Source organism: Paenibacillus sp. P3E, assembly GCF_001909045.1.
Classification (GTDB): domain Bacteria; phylum Bacillota; class Bacilli; order Paenibacillales; family Paenibacillaceae; genus Paenibacillus_AQ; species Paenibacillus_AQ helianthi.
Map to the genome: position 1 here is coordinate 22,534 of NZ_LVWH01000115.1, position 25,834 is coordinate 48,367.

Consider the following 25,834-nt stretch of genomic DNA (forward strand, 5'->3'; position numbering starts at 1 on the left):
ATCCTAACCACACTTTCCTGTTAACCGCTCCCTCTGGGGAGGGCTCATTATGCAGCCACGGTTCCGGTCTACAGTTGGCGATCTTCCAGCTCCAGTTCCTGCGCAAGCAACTGCATCACCAGCCCCTGCCCGTAGAGCGAAGGGTATACTTCAATTGTATTGTAAGCTTCTTCCGAAGGCATGACGGGCGTGCCGCCTGAGACTCCCTGCACTTGACCATTCTCCGCGATTAGCGGAAGAATGCCGCTCACCGCAAGCCTGGCAGAGTCCAGAAAAGAGGAATCCAGCAGGCCATTCTTCACCCCCTTGAAGAATCCGCAGGCAATGCCCGCACTGCCTGAAGTCTCCTGAACGTAATCCGGTCTGTTCAGCACCGTATGCCATAGTCCGTTTCCGGCTTGACAGGACCGCAAGGCTGCCGCAAGCGATGAGTACCGGCTGTACAGCTCTTCCGGAATGTCAGCCACGCCTTGAACCTCCATCACAATCTGCGGAACCGCCAGGGTAATCCATGCATTGGCCCGCGCCCAGCGGACCGCAGACATATGATTGCCCTCACGGCTGTTCCAGCCGTGATAGAGCAGTCCCGTAGCCGGGTCCTGCAGCAGCTGCAGATGAAGCAGCGTCTGCCGCAGTGCGGCATCGGCCAGCCGGGATTCTCCCGTTAGCCCGCCCATACGCGCCAGGAACAAGACAGCCATAAATACCGTATCTGCCCATACCTGTTCCGGGAAATCCACATTTTCCGTGACGGTATGCTCCAGTGCCCCTTCCCGCGTGACCGGCGCAGTGTTGAGCATCCAATCCGCGGTGGACATCGCTTTTTGCAGAAACCACGGGTCACCGGTCTGGCGGTACAGCTCAGGAAAAATCGCGAACGGAGCGAGAGCATTAATGACTTTGACCCCATCGGCCTTGTGCTTGTTCCGGTTCACCCACTGCAGCAGATACTCTATTACCTTTTCCTGCCCGCCTACTGTGGCGTACTCCATGAGCGAAATCACACCCACCCCCGGCACCCAATCCCAGTGGTCAATGTCCATTCCCCAGTCACCCCGGTGCGCCTCCGAGATCATGTATTGAAACAAACGGTCCAGCGCCTCCGCAGGCTTCCGCTCAGTGCTCAAAATGATGCATCCCCCTTAGATCAAGTGAACCACCCTGCGGGTCTGTCTTCACCGGAGACCGTCCCTGAAAAGGCAGCTCCCCGAACAGCGCTTTGACCGTAAGCTCCACGGTCTCCTCATGCAGCGAATAGGCATTGACCAGCGCATCCAGAAACGGCATATCCTGCAACAAATATGGGGTGGCAAAAGAAATCCCGATGGGCCGGATGGTCTCTGCATGCTGCATTGCCCATATCGCTTTGGCCGCCTCGCCTACCGGACGGGCCGTATTCATCATGCCGTGCAAGGGCAGAAAGTAAGGTGCAAAAGCAGCATCCCAGCGAATCCCCGACAACTCCCATTTCCGGATCGTGCCCAGCGGCTCAAATTCATCCAGTATATCTACCTGAAGCCCCCTCGCCCGTAAAAGATCTACAAAAACATTCATCCGCTCATACTTGCGGCCTTCCGTCACTTTGTTCAGCAAGATCACTAGCACCCGGCGGGTAGTCTGCGGATCAAGCGGCAGAATATGGCCACGGTTGCGGACAAGTGTAATACAACGCTCCGCGAGGGACTGGCTCAGGCCCCTTGCTTCCAGATCCAGCTCCGGCGGCAACTTGTCGTTCAGCAGCGGAAGTGCCCGCGGGTCCCGGCCTTCTTCATCTATACCATACATACCCAGCCTGGCCTTAAGCTGCAGAATGCGGCGGACACTCGCATCCAGCCGTTCCATGCGGACGGTACCCTCCCTGACGGCCCGCTCCATCACCCCGAAATAATCCACCCCCGGCCACAGCAGCACATCCGTTCCACAGTTGAAGCAGTCGATCATCCGTTTCTCATAACTGCCCCAGGCCAGAAATCCGCCCATATCCAGCGCATCCGACAGCACCACACCTTCAAACCCCATACGATCCCGCAGCAGTTCCGTTGTGATCCGCTCCGATACCGTTGCCGGTACTGGCTTCTCCCCCTGCTCCCCCTCCATCCATGGAAGAGCAATATGCCCGGTCATGTACGACAGTACGCCCTGATCAATCATAGATTGGGACACCTGCCCGTAGGTGGCAACCCACTTTTCCTCGGTCAAGCCGTTAATGGTGGTCACAATATGCTGATCGCGGTAATCCACCCCGTCTCCCGGAAAATGCTTCGCACATGCTGCCAGGCCATGGTCCTGCATCCCCCGCATGACTGCACCCGCCAGCCTTGCCGCCCGCTTGGGGTCATCCCCCAGGCAGCGCGTGGTAATGACCGGATTCATCCAGTTCAACAAAAGATCTGTGCCAGGTGCCAGCGCCCAGGTAAAGCCCGCCGCCCGCCCTTCCAGTGCCGTAAATTTGCCGTATTCATAGGCCAAGGCCTCATCGTCCACTGCGGCCAGCGCGAGGAGCGGCGGGAACGCGGTTAAGCTTTTGACTGCCGATCCCGCGCCGAATTCCAAATCACCGGAGAACAGCAGCGGATATTTGCTGATCCGCTGCAGCTGCTCCGTCCACTCCCGGTACTCCGCCGCCTTGCCCGACGCCTTCTGAATCACCTCACCGCCGATAAAAAAACTGCCCACCGGATACGTCTTCAAATAGGCCGCAAGTGCCTCAGTATCGTTTCCCTTAAACGGCAGCCGCCCTGCATGATCCTGCATCGTTTGCCCAATCTTTTCCCGCAGGCTCATGGACGCGAGCATCCGCTCTACCCATTCCTGCTCCTCCCTTGTTAGAGGCCTTGGCATGGTTGCACTTCCTCCTAACTGATTTCGATCCCCCTAAATCCCCCTTAGCCAAGGGGGACCCCAAGGGCCCCGGCCCTCTGGACACCCGGATGGCTGGCGTGGGCGGAGGGATTGTGCTCCCGGGCTGCAATGTGCGGAGATCGCTTTCCCCCTGCGGGGACGCTTTGGCTGCATTTCACCTGCGTAAGTGCAAGGGGACGCTCCGCTCCCCCCAAACCGTAACTGCAAGAGGACGCTCCGCTCCCCCCCAAACCGTAACTGCAAGGGGACGCTACGCTCCCCCCAAACCGTCAGATCGTTCTAACCCTGTATAATTTCATTACTACCTTAAGTGTAGCCGGGGAACGGAGGAGACTAAATAAGGTCATCTATAAAAAAAGTTCGAAATCCTACAGAGTCTCAAAGGGAATAACATCTAATAAATGCAATACTCAACCATCTCAATGCTAGAGCAGCACCTCAACAAGGTGGAAAAAGTATCACTAATTCTCGATTTCTAGTCTATAGTCGAGGTTTAGTTGGAATTTGTTTACTTAATAATGGTTCTAATAGCACACTGAGGCGTTTTCGGCATAATTAGTTATACTAATTCCACCTAGAACTCGCAGCAGCACAAGTTTCCATAAACTAGTTTTCCTATTTCCACCTAAATTCATTTTCCCCCGGGAGCTGCCTCCACTAGCGAGTACATTCAGGTACATTAGGCTTAAACCAGCTTATCTTCCGCCCTCCCGCTCAACCAGGTTAACATCCGCCTCAACTCGCGTAACTTCCGCTCAACCCGCTAACTTCTATTTGAACCAGCTTAGCTTCTGCAGGGAGGCAGAAGCTAAGCTTTACAGCGTCTCATCAAATATCAGACCAGCTTCACAGCATCTCATCAGATTTCAGTCCAGATTAATAGCTCTACAGCGTCTTCATCAGCTTTCAATCCAGACTAATACTTAGTGTCTCGCTCAATTTGTTATTCTCCTTGTTCATCTCCTCATACCTCCAGATATCATTCACGAAGAAGGTGATGGTGAAGCCGCCTATGGTCGGAACGGTCCATTTGGGCGTGCCTTGGGCGCTGCTGTTGGCGGTCAGGGTAACCTCTTCTCCAGGCTGGATCACTGTATTGTTCGTGTCCGACCAGGATACGACACCGCCGTTGACGGAGAAGGCACCGCCCGTAATTTGACCCAATCCCGTGGAGGTGTTCAGCGGGGTCGGGCGCACTCCGATATTTTTCACCTTGGCCCAGAAGATTAAGGAATCCCCGAGTTGCGGCGTGGTATGGGAGGATGGAGTGCCATCACTGTTCACGATATTCCAGCCGATATCTGTAACGATCAGGTCCGCAAGCGGTGCCGGAAGGGTGGACTCGTAGCTCTCGAACTCGAACCCATGGACCATCACCAGCCCGCTAGTCCCCTTGATCTCGATCCGGTGCAGCCCGTACTCCAGACCGGCAAGCTCATAGACGATTCGGTTCTCTCCCTCAATGCCAGCCTGAGGAATAACTACGGTCTGCATATATTGCCCATCGACATAGACATCAGCGCTGCCCATATCGCTTTTGATATCCGATCTCCAGCGGACCCCGATGCCCCTGAAATTGAACGTTGCTGTGGCGTCAGGTGCATAGGTCACGTGAGAGACACCGTTGGAAGCGGTCGTAAATCCGGTATAGTCGATATAAGGATGATTATGCTCTGCGGTATACCAGGCCGAGACCGGAACATATGCGCCTTCCTCAAGCTTGAAATAATCGAGGTTAGCGCCGTTTCCAGCGGAGGTAAAGCTGATCATGTTATACCCCGGCTGGAGCGTAATGCCATATTGCCTCACGGTAAAGTTGCTGTTCCAGCTTCCGGTGGACGGCAGCGTCACGGTCGTTTGTTTTTGTCCGTTGATGAGGATATTTTTCTTCGACTCCTGATTGGAAGCGTATGCAATAGTTAAAGTGTAGCTTCCGCCGCTCTCGGAATAGAATCCCTGAACCGTCAATCCGCCGGCATGGGTCTGCTCCACAACCCTTCCTCCAGAAGCGCTGCTGTAGTAGCCGATTTTGAGCGGCGGGGCAAAGGACGTGGCTTCGGCCTCGAATTTGGTTGGATCTCCAGCCACATGCGGCGTAATCGGCATCGGCAGTGTGGTTGCGGATACGGCTGTGGTCAACGGCGAGACGTTGCCGAAATCATCCACGGCCTGAACCCTGTAGCTATATACGGTCTCAGGAGCTACCGTGTAGTCATTGTAAAACGTAATCCGGCCCGGAACGGTCATCACCGGTTCTGCTCTATCATCCCGGTACACATTGTAGCTGACAACCCTGTCGTTGTCGGTCGAGGCATTCCAGGTCACCTTCACCTGCTCATGGCTTACTGCCACCGCGGCCGGACTGGTTGGAGCCGTTGGCGAAGTGGTCTCCATCTCATCGAGAATATACTGGACGGTTTCACCAGCGCCCAGGGTAACCGAGAGCGTAAGGTCCGGCGCTGCCGTAAGCTGGACATTGGAGTGGGCGGCGGCATAGGTATCGCCCGGTCCAAACCGCTCTCCGGCATACTGCCCGCTGCCGGGCATGGTGACCCTCACCTGCATCGTCACGGGCTGCGTCTCAAAGTTCACGAAATTCAGCAGAATTTTGTCTGCAGAAGCCCCTATGGCCGAGGTGCCCAGCGCTGAGGTATCAACCGCGCGGAAATACGCTTTTTTCTCATTCAGTTCAGATGGATTCAGGATCTCGTAGCTGAGCGGGCGCCCGTGGGTGGCATACGCAGCGGCCAGCCTGCGGAACGTCTTCAGCCGCGTTTCACCAAGCTCATTACTGTTCGCGGCTACAGCTACCGTATCCTCGAAGCGGTGTGTATTCCAGTTGATCGCGGAATCAAATAATCCGAACTCGGTCCCGTCATTGAAGAAGGCCGCATGCTGCATGATATGATCGACATAGCCGATATCTCCGCGAAGCTCCCGGTCAAAGGCGGAAGCGAACCTGTACGCATAGGTGCCGTATTTCGTACTGTCGGAATGATTGTCATTGCTGCCGGTTTCACTCATGGCCATCTCTTTGCCGAAGCCCTCATCTGCTTCATGATACACCTGCAGATTCTCATACAAGCTGCCGCCCGGCAGCGGCTGGACACCGGTTCCGCCATAGCTGTGGCCGTTCGTCACATCTGAAAGCGCTTCAATTTCTTCGCGTTGGGCAGCGTCCCGCTCCCACCCGTCAGGAATTCCGTTATATGGCCAATAGGCCCAGCCGGGCGCCACGATTTTCAGATAGGGCTGGCTGTTAGTCTGGCGCTCCTCATCCATTAGCTCATGAATGGCCAATATCGATGCCCGGGACCAGCCGAACAATCCGGGTTCATTGCCCGTCTCTGCGTATTGGTACAAATCCCCGAATTTACTGACAAAAGCGGCATAATAACTCCTCAAAGCCGTGCTGATCGTACCGCCCGCCAGATCCGCGTTGTTCTTCCAGTTGCCTCCGATAATATTGACCATTGGCGTAAGGTTCAGATCACGCATCGTCGCCAGATAGTTCCGCCCCTGCGGGTCCCAGCCTGCGCTCGTATCCGACCAGAAGGAGGCGCGCATCCAATTGCCGCTGTAGGCGATGCCCATCCATTTGGTCATGGGCGCCAGATGGCGGATCGCGTTCTCATCATATTTGAAGGTATTTGCGGCAAGCGTAGTCCCCAGATGTACATACCGCCCATGTATCGGTTCATCCGCCTGCTGAGGCCGGGATTTCAGCTTGATATAATCCCATTCGAACCATAAATAGGAGTCTCCGTTATAACCGGGAGCCTGGGGGTCCGCATACAGTCCGCGGTCGACCACCAGCTTAAGCACGTTTGAGCCAATATGAAGCTGCTCTTTGGGAATATACAGTCTGTAGGTTTGTTTCCAGGTATGCTCCAGAGAGGTTTCGCCGTTATTCAGACCTGTGATTTGAATCAATCCGCTCATGAGGCCATTTGTGAATACGGCAAGCTGGGGAATCGCGGTGCTTGCATCAATCACCTTGAAGCTGAGCTCGGCTCCATACTGGGGAACCGCCGCCAATTCAAACGTAAAATTCATCGTTCCATTGACATCGGCCTTCATTCCTTCGGGGATCGTATTATAGCTGCAAGCTGGAAGAGGCAGGGCAAAATCGTTATACACATTATTGTAAACTGTAAATTCGGCAGAGCTGTCGTCCGGCTCGCCTACCTGCCACAGCAAGCCCGATGGATTATAGGTGGCGGTTGTGGCGGTCACCGGCAGCGAAGCCTTGGAGGCTCTACTTGAGCCAGACTCTTGTTTTACTTTCACTACAGGACCCGAAATTTGCTGTTCTATCGCTGCTATCCCTGGAGGATCAGCGGAAACGCTATGATCATTTGGCATCAAAACCGTCGTCAGCACACAGAACACAAGAGACAGTAACGCTATATTTTTATACATTCGCACATTAACACCCTCTTCTATTCAGAATAGAAACAGGGCCCCCAACTGCTAACTTTTGCGAATAGGAATACCCGACATCCTGGTAAGCGGCCGCTGCAAGCTGACAGTAAGAATCAGGGAGGCGGCCGAACTTTACCGGATATCGGGTCTGCTAATCATTCAACATCTTATTTGGCGGCCAAAAATGCATCCATTTGCGACTGAATTTCGCTTATCACGGCATCCAGTCCAGCGGCCTTCAGCTTGCTGTTCATTTCCTTCAGGATCGGCTCAGGATCTTTTTCCCCGGAATACAGGGTATTCTTATATTGCTTCGTAATGTTGATCAGCGCTCCGATCTGCGACTGTACCTTGGTTGAGTCAAAGACAAATCCGATCACCGGGGATACCTTGGAGTTTTTATTCCAGTCGGTATAGAGCTGTACGCGTTTGGGATCTTCATCCTTGTTCAGGTAGTTCAGCAGCACATTCCCGATCATCCACGAGGATACAGAGTTGTAGCCGCTGTCCGGAATAAATTCAACCGTGTTGTCGCCTACCTTCTTATAATGCTTGCCTTCAATCCCGAAGGTTAACAGGTTATACAGGACGGGATCGGTATGAATCAGGTTCATGAACATCATGGCCCGCTCCGGGTTTTTGGAGGTTCTGGAGATGGCGAGCATGGAGCCCTGCAGGCTTTTCGTGCTGACCTGTACCGGCAGAAGGGTTTTGATGATCATCGGTTTCTCCGCGAGACGGGTCCAGTCATTGGTGGACGTTGGATTCATATTGCCGTAGGTGAACCAGGCCTTGCCGCTTTTCACGGCATCCTTCAGCTCTGTTTTGTCCGTAGCGCCATTCTTGTTGATATAGCCCGCTTTGTACCATTCCCGGATCAGCTTTAGCCGTGCGAGTATCTCTGGAGTATCATATTCGTTAAAAACCTTCATCGTCTTGTAATCGAGCAGCGTCGGAATTTCATTACTGCCATCGAGGTCCTCGCTTTCGGGGTACACGGTGAACCAGTTCAGACTGTCGGTATGGTTCATGAACAAAGGTGTGATGCCCGGTTCTTTCTCCTTAATCGTCTTCAGCATCGGTTCAATATCCTCAAGCTTCGCGATGCTGTTCACATCGAACCCGTACTTGTCGACAATCGCCTTGTCAAAAGCAAAGCCTACCGACTGGCCCAGTTCCTTCTCGGTTGGAACCGCATACAAATGTCCGTTGACGGTAGCGGCCTGCAGGTAAGCCGGATTAATCTGTGCTTTGGTCTCCTTAGCGTAGGTATCCAGCAGCTCTTCTAGCGGCAGATAAGCGCCCTTGGCGGCATTGGTCATGAAGTTCCAGGTGTAGACCATGTCGAACACTTCGCCGGACTGGATCATCAGATTCACCTTGTCTGCCGGTTTATCCCAGCTAAGCTGATTGATCTTGATCGTGGCGTTAATCTTATCCTTCAGATAATCATTGATCGCCTGTTCTACGGAGGCTACATCCTTATCGGGCCCGCCAGGCAGATAGAGCGACAGCTCTACTTGCTCCAGCCCATTTGTCTTTTCAGTGGCTGTGGCTGTAGCTGTATCCGAGGCGGCTGGTGCGGTGGTGCTATCCACCTTTGTCCCGGTCGGCTCAGCTCCGCTGTTGCTGTTATTGCCTCCGCATCCGCTTAGTGAAAGTCCTATCAGCAGTACAAGTGAAAGCAGTAGACCCGTGCCCTTTTTTCCTACCATAGCTTGTTTCCTCCCCTTGATGGTCAATATATGCTAATCGGATGAATCCGAGGTTAGCCTTTAATGGAGCCCAGCGTCAACCCTTTGATAAAATACCGCTGGAAGAATGGATAGGCCAGCACAATCGGGCCAATGCCGATCAGTGCCATAGCCATCCGGATGGTTTCACCCGGCAGTTTCGCCAGCTCCGTCGCCGAGCCTTGAATCAAAGCCCCGTTACGGCTCAGGTAGTCCGCCTGGGAGATCATTTTGTACATCAGGTACTGCAGGGAATAGAGGTCTGTGTCCGTAATGAAGATCATGCTGTTGAACCAGTCATTCCAGTAATGCAGGGTGTTGAACAGACCGATCGTAGCGAACACCGGCAGTGACAGCGGGAACACAATCTGGAAGAACGTCCGCAGCTCACCGGCACCGTCAATCTTGGAGGCCTCAATCAGCGCGGGCGGGACACTCATCTGGAAATAGGTCTTCATAATCAGCACATTGAACGGGGACAGCAGCATCGGAATAACCAGGGACCAAATGGAGTTCTTCAGATCCAGCACCTGGGTGTAGACCATATACCAGGGCACCAGCCCGCCGCCGAACAGCATGGTGAAGAAGATCAGGAAGGCGAAGAACCCTCTGTACCGGAAGTCCGTCCGCGAGAGCGGATAGGCATACAACGAAGAGATAAATACGCTGAGCAGCGTGCCGGCAATGGTTACGAAGAACGACACGCCGTAGGCTTTTACAATGACGGTATAGTCCTTAAAGATATAAGCATATGCCTCCAGACTGAACTTCTCGGGGAAAAATTGATACCCGTTCAGCACAATGGAATCGTAGTCGGTAATTGAGATCATGAACACCAGCACAATCGGCAGCAGACAGGTGATCGACAGGATGATAAAAATTATATGGAGTATCACATTCGTCGGCCGGGATATTTCATTATTGGTCACCGGTTCCATCCCCCTTTTCTTCAAAATCCCTCTCCAAAGGTGTTGTTCGTAACTGCGGTGAATGTATGGACTTCCGGCCTTTACTATATAAGCTGAACTTTAGATTTTCATATTTTGGCCTAGTCGTAACTACGGGGAATGTTTGGACTTCCGGCCGCTGTTGTCTGCAGATTTCTTCAATTTGTACCGCTGTTCGCGGTGGAAATCCGCAGACAAAGGCGGTCGCTACCGCTCCTTCAGTTCCAAACTTCCCCTCGGCCACTTCTGCCATTTTTATTCATTTTCAAGTTCAACTTATATAGCACCTTTTATTAGTTACTAAAAAACAGCCTGGTCCTTGTCGACCTTGCGTACGATCCAGTTCGAGCCCAGGACCAGGAAGAAGCCGACGATGGATTGGTATAGACCCGCTGCGGCGGACATGCCCAGGTTGCCCATATTGATCAATGCGTTATAGACGTAGGTATCAATGACGAGTGTCGTCGGATACAGCGCCCCGGAGTTCAGTGTGGTCTGGTAGAAGAGCCCGAAGTCGGAGCGGAAAATCCCGCCGATGGCCAGAATAGTGGTGATGATGATGACCGGGCGGATGAGCGGGATCGTAATATGGAGGATCTGCTTCCATTTGCTGGCCCCGTCGATCAGCGCTGCTTCATAATATTCGTTGTCAATGCCGATAATCGCCGCAAGGTAAATGACGCAGCCATACCCAACGCCTTTCCAGAGGTTGATCAGCGGCAGAATAAACGGCCAATACTTTGGCTCGGAATACCAGTTCAGCTCATTCAGCCCAAACATCGCCAGAATGCCTTTGTTCATGAAACCGTATTCAACATTCAGAAAAGCGAACACGAGGTAGCTCACCACCACCATCGACAGGAAATACGGAAAGAACATAATGCTCTGATAAAATTTGGCGGCCAGCTTATTCTTCAGCTCATTCAGGGCAATCGCAATGGATACCGCTATCACCAGGTTGAGAATGATGAACACGAAATTGTACAGCACCGTATTGCGGGTGATGATCCAGGCATCCGATGTGGCGAACAGAAACTTGAAATTATCCATCCCCACCCATGGGCTTCCGAGTATCCCGTCTACGTAGTTAATATTTTTGAAGGCTATGATGATCCCGAACATCGGCAGGTAGTTGTTAATGAGCAGGAAAATCACACCCGGCAGCAGCATCAGCAGCAGCACCTTGTGCTTCAGCAAATGCCCCAGCATGGAGCTTCTTTTCGCATGTATCCGCACTGGCAACCGCTGCCCGGTGTCCAGCGCGTTTCTTTTCTCATGAGTGATCATCGCTTACGCCTCCTGATTCCTTCAGCAGTCTCTCTCTTCCATGTTTCAAGTGTACCCGGAGAGCGGCAGATGCTAAATAAGGTCATCTATAATAAAAGTTCGATAATCTACAGAGTTTGGTGATAGCTGCTTCCAGGCAAGTGGAAACGACGGCTACGCTGTCCTTATAAGGACGGCATCCGTTTCAGCGAGAAAGAGAAGGATAATTTATAGCGAGAAACATATACATTCTTATCTTTCAAAAAAGAGGCCTTCACCCCATGGATGTCGGCCCCTTTTGGCTGCAGCTAATAACTCAGTTCTTCTTATGACAGCATTAGATAAATCTGTGGACGGACCAGATCACGCCCGAGGAGGCGCCTCCCAGATTAAGCGGAACCGTTAAACCATCCGCCTCATAGAAGAGGCCGATCACATCTCCTGCTGTCAGATCAAACTCACCCGTCAAGGTGACTGTCCCATTGCCCAAGATCGTTCTCAGGGTCAACAGCAGGGCAATGTTCACATTCAGCAGAGGGAACAGTCCGGTTACCAAATCTGTAGTCACAGGAGAAGTTCTCCGGATCACAAATGCCGGGTTGATCCCCGCCCCTAACGCAACCGAAATGGCTGCAGTGGTAGAGTAGTTAATGGTAGCTTCAAAAGAGTACCGGCCCGTAACCGGGACCGTGTAGTTCCCCGTTGTTTCGTTAAACGAGGCGCTGTCGTAATACGGTGACGTCACCGTCCAGCCGGCAAGCTGAGTACTTGCACTGGTTGAAAATGTTGGCAGAAGCCCAGAGAACCCTTCCGCTGCAACATTTGGCCCAGTGGCTCCAGTGGCTCCCGTTACCCCGGTCGCTCCTGTCACGCCTGTAGCTCCAGTGGCTCCCGTTACCCCGGTCACTCCTGTCACGCCTGTAGCTCCAGTGGCTCCGGTTTCTCCGGTCGCTCCTGTCACGCCTGTAGCTCCAGTGGCTCCCGTTACCCCGGTCGCTCCTGTCACGCCTGCAACCCCAGTTGCTCCGGTTTCTCCGGTCGCTCCTGTCACACCCGTAGCTCCAGTGGCTCCGGTTTCACCTGTCGCACCTGTCACACCCGTAGCTCCAGTGGCTCCCGTTACCCCGGTCGCTCCTGTCACACCCGTAGCTCCAGTGGCTCCGGTTTCACCTGTCGCTCCTGTCACACCCGTAGCTCCAGTGGCTCCAGTTTCACCTGTCGCTCCTATCACACCTGCAACCCCAGTTGCTCCGGTTTCACCTGTCGCTCCTGTCAAACCCGTAGCTCCAGTGGCTCCCGTTACCCCGGTCGCTCCTGTCACGCCTGCAACCCCAGTTGCTCCGGTTTCTCCGGTCGCTCCTGTCACACCCGTAGCTCCAGTGGCTCCCGTTACCCCGGTCGCTCCTGTCACGCCTGCAACCCCAGTTGCTCCGGTTTCTCCGGTCGCTCCTGTCACGCCCGTAGCTCCAGTGGCTCCGGTTTCTCCTGTCGCTCCTGTCACGCCCGCAGCTCCAGTGGCTCCGGTTTCACCTGTCGCTCCTGTCACACCTGCAACCCCAGTGGCTCCGGTTTCACCTGTCGCTCCTGTCACGCCCGCAGCTCCAGTGGCTCCCGTTTCACCAGTCGCTCCTGTCACACCCGTAGCTCCAGTTGCTCCAGTTTCACCTGTCGCTCCTGTCACGCCTGCAACCCCAGTTGCTCCGGTTTCTCCGGTCGCTCCTGTCACTCCTGCAACCCCAGTGGCTCCGGTTTCACCAGTCGCTCCTGTAGCTCCAGTGGCTCCGGTTACCCCGGTCGCTCCTGTTACTCCTGCAACCCCAGTGGCTCCGGTTTCTCCTGTCGCTCCCGTCACACCTGTAGCTCCAGTGGCTCCCGTTACCCCAGTCGCTCCTGTCACACCTGTAGCTCCAATTGCTCCCGTTACCCCGGTCGCTCCTGTCTCGCCTGTTGCTCCAGCGGCTCCGGTTTCACCAGTCGCTCCTGTAGCTCCGGTTGCTCCAGCGGCTCCCGTTTCACCTGTCGCTCCTGTCACACCTGCAACCCCAGTGGCTCCGGTTTCACCTGTCGCTCCTGTCACACCTGCAACCCCAGTTGCTCCGGTTTCACCAGTCGCTCCTGTCACGCCTGTAGCTCCCGTTACCCCGGTCGCTCCTGTCACACCTGCAACCCCAGTTGCTCCGGTTTCACCAGTCGCTCCTGTCACGCCCGCAGCTCCAGTGGCTCCCGTTACCCCGGTCGCTCCTGTCACGCCTGCAACCCCAGTGGCTCCGGTTTCACCAGTCGCTCCTGTCACACCCGTAGCTCCAGCCAGTCCGGTTTCACCAGTCGCTCCTGTCACGCCCGTAACTCCAGTGGCTCCCGTTTCTCCAGTCGCCCCTGTCACGCCCGCAGCTCCAGTGGCTCCCGTTTCTCCAGTCGCTCCTGTCACACCTGCAACCCCAGTTGCTCCGGTTTCACCAGTCGCTCCTGTCACACCTGTGGCTCCAGTGGCTCCCGTTTCTCCGGTCGCTCCTGTCACACCTGCAACCCCAGTCGCTCCAGTTTCACCAGTCGCTCCTGTCACACCCGTAGCTCCAGTGACTCCAGTTTCACCTGTCGCTCCTGTCACACCTGCAACCCCAGTTGCTCCGGTTTCACCAGTCACTCCTGTCACGCCTGTAGCTCCCGTTACCCCGGTCGCTCCTGTCACACCTGTAGCTCCAGTGGCTCCGGTTTCACCAGTCGATCCTGTCGCACCCGTAGCTCCAGTGGCTCCCGTTACACCAGTTGCTCCCGTCACACCTGCAACCCCAGTTGCTCCAGTTTCACCTGTCGCTCCTGTCACACCCGTAGCTCCAGTGGCTCCCGTTACCCCGGTCGCTCCTGTTACTCCTGCAACCCCAGTTGCTCCAGTTTCACCTGTCGCTCCAGTGGCACCGGTAGCACCGGTGATCCCCGTGACTTCTCCCAGCAATTCAGAGGATACCAGACGATGCGCAGCCACTAATTGCCCCGTGCTGCTCTTTCCCCAGAATGAGATCTGTACAGGATCATCTGCCGGGCTTGGACTTGATGTTGTGAAGAGAAACTCAAATGCATCCAAATCAGCAAAATAGCTGTTTGTTACTACTTGATTAGCAGCCAGATTCAAGGATTGGCTGACATACAAATTCCGTACACCACCACTCATATAGTAGCCTTGAATCGAGACTATAGAGGCTTCTGAATCACTCCGGTTGTCAATCCGGACTGTCACTGACTGCGTGGGTCTTGCACCACTGACCGCATTGTTTTCAATGGGGCCCGTTGATAAAAAGGTCATTTCTTCATTCTCCTTTTCCTTTTCCTTGGATTTCACATCTCTGCTGGCACTGCTTAATGGCTTCCAATAATTCTCCCAGGAACTCTAGCAGCACAAAAAGTGATTTATATAGTAATATTCGAACGGCTTACATGCGGTGTGGACGTAAGAACTGCAAGCTTATGCACAACCTGTCTATCCCACTAGGCGACCAGAGACAGCAGCACGGGCTCCAAGTGGCCAAGTATCAATAATCGGGCGGTGCGGATTTTCTTAGGGACGAAGCAAAGAGGACTGTCTCCGGGCCATATCAATACGGCCTCTAGAAGCAGTCCTTTCCTGTAGCAGAACTAATAGTTGTTCCCCTCCTACTCCTTCCCGGCGCTCAACTGGCTCTCCCCCTGCAAAGGAGTGCGGGGATTGAAATTCGGATACATGTACTCCTCACGTTTAAAAGAATAACCGGTCGCCGCAATATCCAACATCTGATTCAGCCGGTCACTTTCCGCGCGCAGGCCTTCGCCCACGCTAATGCCGCCGGAAAGGATCTGTAGATAGAGCTGCATACGGGGCCGGTCGCCCGAGTCCCGGGGTTCCACCGAGACGGTATTCGGATCGTACTGGTCCATAATCTGCGGAGCCAGCGGATAAATGGACTCCTCAGCCGTCGGGTAAAACTCCTTGAAATGGCCCAGCCCCGGAACCAGGCCCGGAAGATCTGCGATCCCGTCTACCACCGGCAGGGCCAAGGCCTGCTGGAACAGAATGGTCAGAAAAGCTTCAGACTGGAGAAACTTCCATACCTTCACCGCCGCTTCCAAGTCAGGTGCGCTGCTGTTTACCGCCAGCGGCGAATGCGGAATCATCATAAGCGCGCCGCTGCCCTTCTTCGCCGAAGTCATTACAGGCGGCAGAGCCACCCCCCAATCATCCTTAGGCATATATTCCTGCAATTTCACATAATCTTTGCTGGTTGCATACATCATGCCGATGTTGCCGTCGGCGAACTGCCTGAGCGCACCGTTCCGCTTCAGCAAAGTCTCTCCGGGATAGAGGCTGCCCTCTGCTTTCATATCCAGCAGCATTTGCAGCCAGGGAGCATATACACTCAGATCATAACGTCCGGTCCGGTAATTATAGAGATACACCCCGCTGTAGGTATTGGACATTTCCAGCCCCGTCTGCAGACTGTCCTGGCTGTCTCCGGCGGCCAGCGCGAAGCCGTATTTGTTCACGCCGACCCCGGCGCGGCTAATCCTGGCCGCAGCCTGCTTCACTTCAGCGAAAGTGACAGGCGGATGCTCCGCATCCAGTCCGGCGCTCTGGAATAGCTGCTTATTATAGATCAGGCGCACGGTCTCAATACTGGAGGGCAGGAAATAGATCCCTCCCTTAAACAGAGAGCTGCGTGCGTAATCTCTAGCCCACTTTGGAAATCTGTTCAGATCCGCAGGGTCCAGATAAGAGTTCAGGTTGGCCAGATACCCCTTGTTCACATAGGTAGCCAGCCAGCTGTTATCCACGCTGAACACATCCGGCCCCTGACCCGAAGTCATCAGCATGTTGAGCGTGTCATCGTAGGCATCCGTGGACAGATTCATCATTACAATTTCAATATGGTCCGGATTGCTCTGATTAAATTTCCGGATCGCATTCTTCACCTCCAGATTCTCTGTCCAGTCGTACAGCGCAATCCGTACTTGAACCGGGGGAGCCGCCTCAGGTACCGGCTCTGAATTAAACTCCACCAGCAGCGGACGGTCATAGGCGATGGCATATACGATAAGCCCGCATAGCAACAGGCCGAAGATATAGAATAACAGCCGTTTCATCCCTCACCTCCTGCGTTGACAGCGTAACGCGCCCGTTTTACAATGTATACCATCTATTGAATGGTATTTTCCATTAATACCCGTTAAATGGCAAGCGAAGATTATCCGCAGTGTGAAGGGGGCTCAGATGAAGAAATTATTCGATACTCTGTCCAAAACCCTCTTCTTATACAACTTCAGCATCCGCAGCAGACTTATCCTCTACTTCCTCTTTCTCGTCCTTCTACCGACCACCATTATCTCCGTTACGGTATATAACAAATCAGCGGATATTATCACCCGCAATGTCAATACATCGATCGAAAACAACCTGAATCTGGTTCAGGATAATCTCGCTCAGCGTTTCGCCGCTGCGGATCAATCCATGATTTCTCTATACCTCAATACGGAGTTCGCCGACCTGATCTCCGCCAACCGACCGACAGACAGCACAGGAATTATTAATGAGCTGGCTGCGCTGAGCAGAATCCTGGAGAGCTTTCCCGGCAGCGGAACCTCCGGAAGCAGCTTCGTCCCTATGCTATATATGCTGAACCGTCCGGAATATACGCAGTATAATTTCTCAAGACGGGTGTTTAATATCGACCAGATTTCACTGAAGCCGTGGTATTTGGGCATTCCGGCCAAATCCGACTTCACGGTGGTTGGGCTCAGCTCCCTGGATTCCAAGTTCACCCTTAAATTTGCAAAGCGCCTGTTTGGCATCCGGCATGCCCAACTGCCCTATGTAGGCCTCCTTACCATTGATATTCCCGTGACAGAATTCGATAATCTGCTGGAACACTACAAACCTACGGCAGGCAGCCGGATTTACATCGCCGACCAGACCGGAACAATTGCAGTCAGCCCGGACACGTCACTCCTTGGACAGAACATCAGTACCCAAGACTATTACCGCTACATGAAGTTCCCTGAAGGCAGCAGCGGCACCTTCCATTCCTTCCGTCAGGTAATCCAGGGGGAGAAGATGCTGGTCTCCTATACCCAAATCCCGGAAACCGGCTGGACGATCCTTTCCTTCTCACCCGTGAGCGAGCTTAATGGAGAGCTAGCCTCCTTTCAGCGTGTCATGTACATCGTCATCGGTATCTGTATGCTGATCTCACTCATGATGGCTCTGCTGTTGTCGGAGAATATCTCCGCTCCCATCCGCAAATTCATTCAGTCCATGTCCCATGCCGAGAGCGGCAACTTCAATATCATTATCCGCTACCGGCGCAAAGACGAATTTTCCTATTTGTTCAACCGCTACAATAAGCTGCTGCAGCAGATCAAAGCGCTGATCGATAAGCTCTATGTGACCGAATTACGCAAAAAAGAAGCCGAGCTTAAAACCCTTCAGGCTCAGATCAATCCGCATTTCCTATATAACACGCTGGATTCAATCAACTGGATTGCCATCAATCATGGCATTCCCGAGATCAGCAATATGGTAACCTCGCTGTCCGACTTCTTCCGCTACAGCCTGAGCAAAGGCCGGAATATTATCCCGCTGCGCGATGAGCTGCGGCAGGTGGACAGCTACCTGCAGATTCAGCAGTTCCGCTTCCAGGATAAGCTGGAGTATGAGCTGGAGGAGACCGACCCCCGGGTGCTGGAGGAATGTCTGGTAGTCAAGCTCAGTCTTCAGCCGCTCGTAGAGAACTCCATTATCCATGGAATCCAGAAACGGCGGGGAAAAGGCAAAATCCGCATCCGGGTGGAGCGGTCCGGGGACCTTCTCTGTGTGTCCGTCTTTGACGATGGGGCAGGTGCAGATCCAGAGCGGCTGAATCAGCTGCTGACGGATCAGCATCCGGGGAATCAATCCTACGGCATCCGTAATGTGCATACCCGAATCCAGCAGTTTTTCGGCGAATCTTACGGCATCCGGTATTATGCCAATACCGAAGACCAGAGCGGCCTCCTGGCTCTAGTCCGGTTTCCGGTTGTGACTACATGGAACGAGGTGATGGAAGATGTTGACGATGATCGTAGCGGATGATGAGCCCTTTATCCGCAGAAGTCTGATCCATGTATTCAACTGGCAGGAGGAGTTCGGCATCGAGATCATCGGTGAGGCCTCAGACGGGCAGGAGGCTTATGAGTTATGTATGGAGCTTCAGCCTGATATTTTATTCACGGATATTATGATGCCCATGCTGGGGGGCCTGGAGGTGGCAGAGAAGCTGAAGGCCGGGAATTGCCGGACCCGAATCATTATTATCAGCGGCGCCCAGGATTTCTCCTATGCCCAAACTGCCCTGAAGGTCAATGCCGAGGGGTATATTCTGAAGCCAGTCAAATTGCCCGAGCTGCGGGAGGTCTTTCATGAAGTCGTCAACCGGCTGCGTCAGGAGAAAGACCACCAGATGAATGTCGAGCAGTTGAAGAAGCAAGTAGAGAACCACATGCCGCTGATCCGCGAGAAATTCCTCCGGAACTGGGTGGGGGGACTATACCGGGATGAACGGGAGCTCTGGGAGAAGATCAGTGATTTCCGGCTTCCCTTTGAACAGGGGGATGTCCTGACGGCAGGCGTGCTCCAGCTGGATGATTATGAGACCGCGGTCGGCAAATTCTCGGAGGAAAATAAGCAGCTGCTGTATTTTGCGATCCAGAACATCATCACCGAATGTCTGGAGAGTCCGCCCGGCGGAATCTCTTTTGTCGCCAGCGAAAATGAATTCATCATCATCTTCTGCCCGGATACGTCTACTTCTTCCCACACTGGCGGCATCGCAAGCCTCTGTGAAAAAATCATGGGCAGCATTCAGCAATATCTGCGGCTGGACGCGTCCATAGGCATAGGCCGGGCTTGCCCCACCGCAAGTGAGCTTGAGGACTCCTATAAGGATGCGATGGCCGCGCTGGTGCATACCTTTTATACTGGCCATGGTTCCATTCTGGATATCAAGGATATTCAGTCCGCTACGGAGACTTTGCAGAGTACCTTTTTTTATAAATTCCATGCGAGGCTGATGAATGAGCTGAAGGCGGGCCATACCGAAGAAGTCATGGAACTGCTGGAGAAGCTCTTCGACCGGGTGGCCGCCCCCAAGCTGCAAATCGATTATGTGCAGAGCATCTGCGCCGAGATGATTTTTACGTCTGCAAGCGCCCTTTATGAGCTGGATGAGGACATCGAGCAGGTGCTGCAGGACCGGCTGACCATCATGGACACACTCTACAAGCAGAAGAATATATCCGGGCTAAAAGCCTATATGCTCTCGCTATTTTATGATCTCAGCACTTATGTGGCAGGGAAAAACACCTCCAGAAACAGCAAAACCATCAACCGGATCAGAGCCATTGTTCAGGAGGGGTACGCTCATGAGCTGTCCATTGCACGAATTGCCGAGGAGGTCTACCTGACCCCCAACTACATCAGCCTGATCTTCAAAAAAGAAACCGGCGAGACCCTTACGGACTACATTACCAGAATCCGAATCGATAAGGCCAAGGAGCTGCTGCATTCCACAGATCTCAAGGTCATGGAAATTGCTGAACGGGTCGGCTACGAGAATCCCCATTATTTTAGTACAGTATTCAAAAAGATTGTCGGAAAACATCCGCTTAAATACCGCTCCGACAAGTAGCCAGAATGAACAGTTGTCCTTCCGGGCAAATTAAGGGCAAAGACATCAGGGGAGTGAGTCAGGATGGCAAGAAGGAACCGAAGATATGCGGTGCCCGGAGTGGAACAGGGAATGCAGACTTTAAAAGCCAATGTGATGAAGCAGGAAGGCTATACCGTGAATCCGGACCGGCCGGATGACGTGAAGTACGAAGTGGCTAAAGAGCTGGGCGTCCCTCTGCAGCACGGTAACAACGGAGCACTGACTACAGAATCGGCCGGTCAGATCGGCGGCAAAATTGGCGGGTCCATGGTTCGGGAAATGATCCGTCTTGCCCAGGAACAGCTGGCGAATACGGAGCAGCAGAACAAGTAATCCTTCATGGGACTAAGCTGGTTATGTCCATTGCATAGCCACCGGTGCTGCTGCCCGCCTGCCTGTTGCAAATACCTTTGAGGCGGGGCAGATGCCCCGTCCTTTTCTATTTAGTGATGTACGATTTGACCCCAATTCTGGAGAAAATCCTCTGATGCGCATCGCCGCTGCCCTTCGAACCCCGCACCGACCGGCTGGACAAGGTCTGCAGATAAGCAAAATCCGGGTGAAGTCCTTCATCCGTGAGATAAGCCGAGGTCCGGCTGCCCGGGACTCTTTCGCGGTTCAGGGACCTAATGATGCCTTCCGCACTTTTAATCCCCAGCCCGTGTCCATAGTAGCTGTCATTACCGAGCAGCACTGTATTTTCCCCCTGCCATTCCGGCTTATCCGGGTCATGGTCCGGGTTCTTGAAATACACGACATCCCCCGGCTGCATTTCTGACGGATCAAAGGTAGTGATCATCCGCAGATTGCTGTCATAGTTCCAATCCCACAGGAACAGGTCCGTAAAATGCTGATTAAACGCATTTTCCCCGATCATATCAATGGTCGCCTTGTAGAGAATCATAACCATCGCCATGGCACATTCGAAAGCGTACAACTGTCCGTTACTAAAAATATCCTGGATTGCCGCCGACGGGGTGACATCGCTGCGAAGCTGGAATCCTCCATTCTCCGTACGTATCCAATATTTTGGGTTGCAGCGGGAATTCTTAAATGTGGAAAAGTCTGTACCGCCAGTATTCATCTCTATGGCTGTTTCAATAATGCGTTCCCTCATCTTCTGTTCGAATCCCGAACCTGGATTATCATATCCAAAGGCCACTATCCATTTCCCCTTTCCTGTCACAATAGATAGGTTATTGTACGTGTCGGGCCTTTGGTTGGTGCACGGCAGTTTAACTCTCCTGAAACCAGGCGTTAACCTGAGCGGTCTCCTCCGTCAGAAGATCCAGATAGATTGAAGTGCGGTAATCCGTTTCCTTGAGGCTTCGGCCTGTAATTTCAGCAATCCGGTTCAGCCGGTACATCAGGGTGTTGGTGTGGATATGCAGAAAGGATGCAGATTCCTTAAGATTCCCGTTCAGCGTCAAATAGACGGCAATGGTTTTGACCAAATCACTTTTGTGTTCACGGTCATGCGCCTTCAGTGGAGAGAGCAGCGAGCTCTTGCGCGTCCGGCTGCGCTTCTGCTCCAGAATGGCCGGAATATACGCCCAGAAGCCGAGATCTTCATACAGCAGCAGGTGATGGGCATGATAAGGCAGCAGTTTTTTGATCTCCAGGATGGTGAGTGCTTCCCGGTATGCAGCCGCAGCCGAAGTATATTCCCGGTAGCCCGGACTGCAGCCTGCTGTCAGAACGCAGCTTTCGCTGCGGCTCAGCTCCTGCAGCAGGTGCTGCACGAACGAAGATAACAGTTCTGTTCCTTCTACCGGAAACAGAAAGGAAAACAGAATAATTAGCCGGTTATGCTCGGCAGTCAGAAACAGCAGGCGCTGATTGGCACCCGCCTCCATCCGTTGGCGGAAACGCTGAACAAAGCGGTCGTCGATCGTCTTGTCACTCTCCAGCACCCCGATATAATAGCTCTCCGGCAACAGGATTGAAGAACCTTCAGCCTCCTGGCGGATACGCGATTCCGTTTCGTAATGCGAGGTCAGCAGCTTCCAGAAGAAATCCTCATGCGCCTTCTCCTGCCTGGTCTTCCAGCCGCGCTGCTTCAGCAGATAACGCCCGGCAATCCCGGCAGCCTTCTCCACAATGCGTTCCGCATGCCCCTCGGCCAGATTGCCTCTGTCCACCACCCAGATATAGCCGAGAATCTCCTGTTGATGCCGGATGCACATCGCCAGCCTTGGCCCAAGCCCCACCTCCATGACTGCCGGAATGCGGATCGGATGCGCGGTGTGTTCAAGCTGATGCATCACGCCTTTTTTGCGCAAGCCGATGATGACCGTATTCGGCACCCGCTTACCGATAATAGTGGAGATGCGCGCGGGATCGCTCTCGAACTGGTGGGAGCTGTATCCGATCACGTGATGATTGCTGTCCTCAATCGTCACCTGCGACTGAAGCGATTCGCTGAGGGTATCCGCCAGGGATTCCATACTGTCAAAAAAACGATCAAATGATGGCTCTGAATCTGTCAATGTCCCCACCCCAACCTGAAGAATAGCCGAAATCTTGTACGATAAGTGATTTCATTATATCCCGCAGCTTTGCGGCTGACTATAGGGGATGGTTGCCTGGTGGTCAAGTAGAAACGGGTACCGTCGTTAAAGGACGGCACCCGTTTCTGACATAAATCGTATTTCCAACTTTGTATTACTCGTCTATTTCAAACTGCTATATTCAGGGGTATCTTACTCACTTACCAGAGCATACGCGGATATTTTACGAATGCGGTAAGTAATCAGCATCGAAGTACAGTAAGAGACAACGACAAGTGCCACTCCAAACAAACTAATCCACGACGTCGCGATAATAAATTGTGCCTTCATAATCCCCATAGCACGCATCGCCACTGACATGAGTGGGTTGGTTAGGGTAATTCCAGCTGCGCTTCCGAACAATACGCCTATAATGATAGGCGGCAAAAACCCAAGCGAGAGCTGATTCATTAGCTGGAAGGTTGTAAAACCAATCGCTTTTTGTATACCCAGTTCACGTTTCTTACGAATAACCGATGAAATAATAACAAAATAAAGAACAAGAATCACAACAACTATGGTTATAACCATCATACCCATACCAAGCTTCGAGACAATCGATATGTACATGCCCATGCCATCGTCCATAATTTTATCCATATCTACTGATGTTACGATTGAATCTCCATAGTCGCTTTCAAGCTTGTTTACAAATTCATCAGCTTTACTATTTTTGTTCAAATAGATTTGCAGGCTCTGCTGTTTAAAGTCCGGATTCACCTTAAGGATGCCGTCCCATCTTATAGACGCATTCATTCCGCCCATATTCGCACCTTGAGATAGGCCTGTGATCATATATTCGGCCTGCTTAGCGCCGACTTTTATCATTACACGGTCACCGATCTTTTTGTCCATCTTATCCGCTAAGATACCGGCAAGTACAACTTCATTGCTGTGGAGCGGATATCTGCCCTTAAAGACGGTATTTGTTTCTTTTGTAGAAAAATCCTCCATCACATAAGCAGTTACATCATAGTTCTCTATTTTAACTTTGGACTCATCTATATACTGGACTTTTCTTACATTCTTCATGTTTTTAATGTTATCCACAAGCTTTGGTTGTTCCGCATCCGAATTCAAAATAGCCACCGCATTTGAAAGTTCGATTCCGGGAGTCTTTGCAAATGCCTGTGTATCAATGACGGTGTTATAAAACATCACAGCACCAAATGTACTGGCAAAAGATACAGCAGCAAGGATAACTCCAATCATGAAGCTGTGCTTCCTGCTTTGCAGCATGGATTTAAACCCGAGAACAACCGGCAGACTGCCTATTGACTTATGAAGCGGCAAATAATTTTTCCTGAAGTTATGGGTTGTGATTCCGCCTCTTAAGGCTACAATCGGATTAAGCTTACGAATTCGTCCCGAAGAAATGAAAGAGACAATGATAACAACGAATAAAATTGCACTTAGAATAATACTGCTGATTGCTCCATCGAAGCCTTGCACCCACATGAGCCCGGATTGATGTGCAAAAATATCAGAAAGTACTGGCGTTGTTAAATAGGATAACGATATGCCTGCTATACTGCCAACCAAGGCAATAAGCATGTACTGCATTACAATTGACAATATAATTTGTCTGCTGGTATACCCGATCGCCCTTAGAGACCCGATTTTGCTCATATCTTCCTCTATGCTGTTCCCAATTCTGAACCGGACCACAATAAGGCATACGATTGCGATAATAAAAGCGAAAGCCATCGCCATTACCGACACCATACTTGACATAAAAGTACGGGACGTTCTCAACAGTTCTATATCCGAGCTGGACAATGTGCTGGTATCTTCTACCATAGCAAGAGTCGCCTTTTGATCCGTTTGTACTAATTCTCTTATCCCTGTTTCAACTTCATTATTTACTTTATCAAGATCAGCAAAAATAAGTGTTGCACTATATTTGTCACCCAGCTTTTGTACAACTTTTTCATAGGTTTCATGGGGCAAATAAGTTCCTAAATTTATAGTATCAAGAGAACTGAAGAAGGCATCTTCTGTAAAACCTTTTATTGTAAATGTAAGGGCTGCATCATCAAATTTCATTTCAACTTTGTCATTCAGCTTGTATCCACCGTCAATATTCAATAGATACGGCACATAAATCGACATTGAATCAGGTGGTAAATGCTCGCCAACAAATTTCCATTTAGAGAAATCACGTTCTTTATCTGCATCATTTAGAATAAAACTAATCTCGCGTGTATCATCATTATAAGGAATGGATGCCTGAGCCCATATTACTTCCTCTTTTTGCATGTTTGATACATTTTTATTATTTCTGATGTACTTATCTACCTCTCCGTTATATAAATGACTTGGCATGATATAATACACATCAGTGGTCTTAAGCTCTTTGGTGACTTTTTCAAAAAAACTGCCAAAATTCACAAACACGAGCGAGCCCGCATTTAACAGCAATCCGGCAATGAGGAACATTAGCAATAGTGAAACCGTGTGTCCTTTGGTTTTTCGTATATTCGCAAAGCTGAGCATAGCTAATTTCCGCAACGTTACCACCCCATTTCAGTGAGGAAGGCCTGGAGCTTGCCGTGCCGCTCCCTGTCGCCGCTTACGTATTTGCCTAAGTTGCAAATGCCATGAATAACACCGTCACGCATATATAAAATCCGGTTTCCTCTTCTTGCGGATTTCAAATCATGGGTAACCATGATAATGCTTTGCCCCCTGCTGTTAAGATCGGTCAGCACATCAAGTACTGCCTTACCAGACGCGGAGTTAAGGGCACCTGTGGGTTCATCGGCAAAAACAACCTTTGGCTGGTTGATTAATGCACGCACAATCGCAGCACGCTGCGCTTCTCCGCCGGACAATTGGGTAGGAAATTTACTCCAAATCGTTTCTGTTAATCCCACCTGTGCAAGCAGTTCTTTTGCCCTTGCTGTAATGGCCTTTCTGTCATTACTGACAAGCAGTCCTGCGGCAAGAATATTGTCCAATATACTCATATTATCGAGCAGGAACATTTGCTGAAACACAAATCCGCAATTTAATCTGCGGAACACCGCCAGCTTATCATTGGACAGCTTTGCGATTTCCTGATCAAAGTATGTGATGGAGCCGAGCGTCGGCTTATCCATACCTGATAAGGCATACATAAGCGTGGATTTCCCCGCGCCGGATGAACCCATGATGACAGTGAAATCCCCGGATAGTATCTCCAAATCAAGATTTTTAAGAACATGCTGCTGCATGCCTCCGCTGGAGAACGATTTGCTAAGCTTGTCGGTCGTTATAATTACTTGACTCATTATTGGGCCCCCTAATAAAAATAAGACTGTTAAAACTTACTGCATGTGGAGCAGTTAAAGTTTTATTTA

15 protein-coding genes are annotated in these 25,834 nt (G+C 52.0%); 3 read left to right on the forward strand and 12 right to left on the reverse strand.

Translation table 11 applies throughout. The features are described from left to right. Nucleotides 1–68: 68 nt before the first annotated feature. From A3842_RS11075 to A3842_RS11110, 8 genes are all read right to left on the reverse strand, one after another. Nucleotides 69–1,127 (reverse strand): glycoside hydrolase family 88/105 protein, encoded by a 1,059-nt coding sequence (locus tag A3842_RS11075; protein WP_256701659.1) that lies wholly within the window; start codon nucleotides 1,125–1,127, stop codon nucleotides 69–71. Further along, nucleotides 1,117–2,841: a glycoside hydrolase family 3 protein gene (locus tag A3842_RS11080; RefSeq protein WP_074101449.1), complete on the reverse strand. Its 1,725-nt coding sequence runs from the start codon at nucleotides 2,839–2,841 to the stop codon at nucleotides 1,117–1,119. The genes A3842_RS11075 and A3842_RS11080 overlap by 11 nt, the downstream gene beginning before the upstream one ends. 927 nt (nucleotides 2,842–3,768) lie before the next feature. Next, a complete protein-coding gene (locus tag A3842_RS11085; protein WP_218618676.1) occupies nucleotides 3,769–7,152 on the reverse strand; it encodes a carbohydrate-binding domain-containing protein in 3,384 nt (1,127 codons plus the stop codon). Nucleotides 7,153–7,454: 302 nt separating this feature from the next. Next, nucleotides 7,455–9,002: an ABC transporter substrate-binding protein gene (locus A3842_RS11090; RefSeq protein ID WP_074101451.1), complete on the reverse strand. Its 1,548-nt coding sequence runs from the start codon at nucleotides 9,000–9,002 to the stop codon at nucleotides 7,455–7,457. A 53-nt stretch (nucleotides 9,003–9,055) separates the two neighbouring features. Beyond that, complete coding sequence (locus tag A3842_RS11095) at nucleotides 9,056–9,958, reverse strand: carbohydrate ABC transporter permease (RefSeq protein WP_074088825.1); 903 nt, start codon at nucleotides 9,956–9,958, stop codon at nucleotides 9,056–9,058. Nucleotides 9,959–10,267: 309 nt separating this feature from the next. Further along, nucleotides 10,268–11,254: an ABC transporter permease gene (locus tag A3842_RS11100; protein ID WP_178382116.1), complete on the reverse strand. Its 987-nt coding sequence runs from the start codon at nucleotides 11,252–11,254 to the stop codon at nucleotides 10,268–10,270. Nucleotides 11,255–11,570: 316 nt separating this feature from the next. Next, complete coding sequence (locus A3842_RS11105) at nucleotides 11,571–14,534, reverse strand: beta strand repeat-containing protein (RefSeq protein ID WP_083609561.1); 2,964 nt, start codon at nucleotides 14,532–14,534, stop codon at nucleotides 11,571–11,573. Nucleotides 14,535–14,881: 347 nt separating this feature from the next. Beyond that, nucleotides 14,882–16,345: an ABC transporter substrate-binding protein gene (locus tag A3842_RS11110; protein WP_074101452.1), complete on the reverse strand. Its 1,464-nt coding sequence runs from the start codon at nucleotides 16,343–16,345 to the stop codon at nucleotides 14,882–14,884. A 127-nt stretch (nucleotides 16,346–16,472) separates the two neighbouring features. Here A3842_RS11110 and A3842_RS11115 point away from each other — a divergent pair, with 127 nt between their 5' ends. The 3 genes from A3842_RS11115 to A3842_RS11125 all read left to right on the forward strand — a co-directional run bounded on the left by A3842_RS11115 (nucleotide 16,473) and on the right by A3842_RS11125 (nucleotide 20,277). Beyond that, nucleotides 16,473–18,329, forward strand: coding sequence for a cache domain-containing sensor histidine kinase (locus tag A3842_RS11115; protein ID WP_074101453.1), 1,857 nt, complete (start codon nucleotides 16,473–16,475; stop codon nucleotides 18,327–18,329). Beyond that, nucleotides 18,304–19,923, forward strand: a complete 1,620-nt coding sequence (locus tag A3842_RS11120; protein ID WP_083606970.1) for a response regulator — start codon at nucleotides 18,304–18,306, stop codon at nucleotides 19,921–19,923. Before A3842_RS11115 ends, A3842_RS11120 begins: the two co-directional genes overlap by 26 nt. A 63-nt stretch (nucleotides 19,924–19,986) precedes the next feature. Further along, the gene (locus tag A3842_RS11125) at nucleotides 19,987–20,277 is read left to right on the forward strand and encodes an alpha/beta-type small acid-soluble spore protein (protein ID WP_074088821.1); all 291 of its coding nucleotides are present in this window, start codon (nucleotides 19,987–19,989) and stop codon (nucleotides 20,275–20,277) included. A 106-nt stretch (nucleotides 20,278–20,383) separates the two neighbouring features. On the opposite strand, the gene A3842_RS11130 is transcribed toward A3842_RS11125, so the two are convergent. The 4 genes from A3842_RS11130 to A3842_RS11145 form a co-directional block, all read right to left on the reverse strand. Beyond that, entirely contained in the window at nucleotides 20,384–21,130 is a 747-nt protein-coding gene (locus tag A3842_RS11130; RefSeq protein ID WP_256701660.1) for a protein-glutamine gamma-glutamyltransferase, read from the reverse strand. 49 nt (nucleotides 21,131–21,179) lie between these two features. Further along, nucleotides 21,180–22,433: a PucR family transcriptional regulator gene (locus A3842_RS11135; RefSeq protein WP_083606971.1), complete on the reverse strand. Its 1,254-nt coding sequence runs from the start codon at nucleotides 22,431–22,433 to the stop codon at nucleotides 21,180–21,182. A gap of 213 nt (nucleotides 22,434–22,646) precedes the next feature. Next, the gene (locus A3842_RS11140; protein WP_074101455.1) at nucleotides 22,647–25,004 is read right to left on the reverse strand and encodes an ABC transporter permease; all 2,358 of its coding nucleotides are present in this window, start codon (nucleotides 25,002–25,004) and stop codon (nucleotides 22,647–22,649) included. A gap of 2 nt (nucleotides 25,005–25,006) precedes the next feature. Continuing rightward, nucleotides 25,007–25,765 (reverse strand): ABC transporter ATP-binding protein, encoded by a 759-nt coding sequence (locus A3842_RS11145; protein ID WP_074101456.1) that lies wholly within the window; start codon nucleotides 25,763–25,765, stop codon nucleotides 25,007–25,009. Between the last annotated feature and the right edge of the window lie 69 nt (nucleotides 25,766–25,834).

Excerpts from the sequence above, each read along its gene's own strand:
- A3842_RS11080 (WP_074101449.1), bottom strand. The coding sequence starts at position 2,841 with ATGCCAAGGCCTCTAACAAGGGAGGAGCAGGAATGGGTAGAGCGGATG.
- A3842_RS11090 (WP_074101451.1), bottom strand. The coding sequence starts at position 9,002 with ATGGTAGGAAAAAAGGGCACGGGTCTACTGCTTTCACTTGTACTGCTG.
- A3842_RS11095 (WP_074088825.1), bottom strand. The coding sequence starts at position 9,958 with ATGGAACCGGTGACCAATAATGAAATATCCCGGCCGACGAATGTGATA.
- A3842_RS11100 (WP_178382116.1), bottom strand. The coding sequence starts at position 11,254 with ATGATCACTCATGAGAAAAGAAACGCGCTGGACACCGGGCAGCGGTTG.
- A3842_RS11105 (WP_083609561.1), bottom strand. The coding sequence starts at position 14,534 with ATGACCTTTTTATCAACGGGCCCCATTGAAAACAATGCGGTCAGTGGT.
- A3842_RS11110 (WP_074101452.1), bottom strand. The coding sequence starts at position 16,345 with ATGAAACGGCTGTTATTCTATATCTTCGGCCTGTTGCTATGCGGGCTT.
- A3842_RS11115 (WP_074101453.1), top strand. The coding sequence starts at position 16,473 with ATGAAGAAATTATTCGATACTCTGTCCAAAACCCTCTTCTTATACAAC.
- A3842_RS11120 (WP_083606970.1), top strand. The coding sequence starts at position 18,304 with ATGTTGACGATGATCGTAGCGGATGATGAGCCCTTTATCCGCAGAAGT.
- A3842_RS11125 (WP_074088821.1), top strand. The coding sequence starts at position 19,987 with ATGGCAAGAAGGAACCGAAGATATGCGGTGCCCGGAGTGGAACAGGGA.
- A3842_RS11145 (WP_074101456.1), bottom strand. The coding sequence starts at position 25,765 with ATGAGTCAAGTAATTATAACGACCGACAAGCTTAGCAAATCGTTCTCC.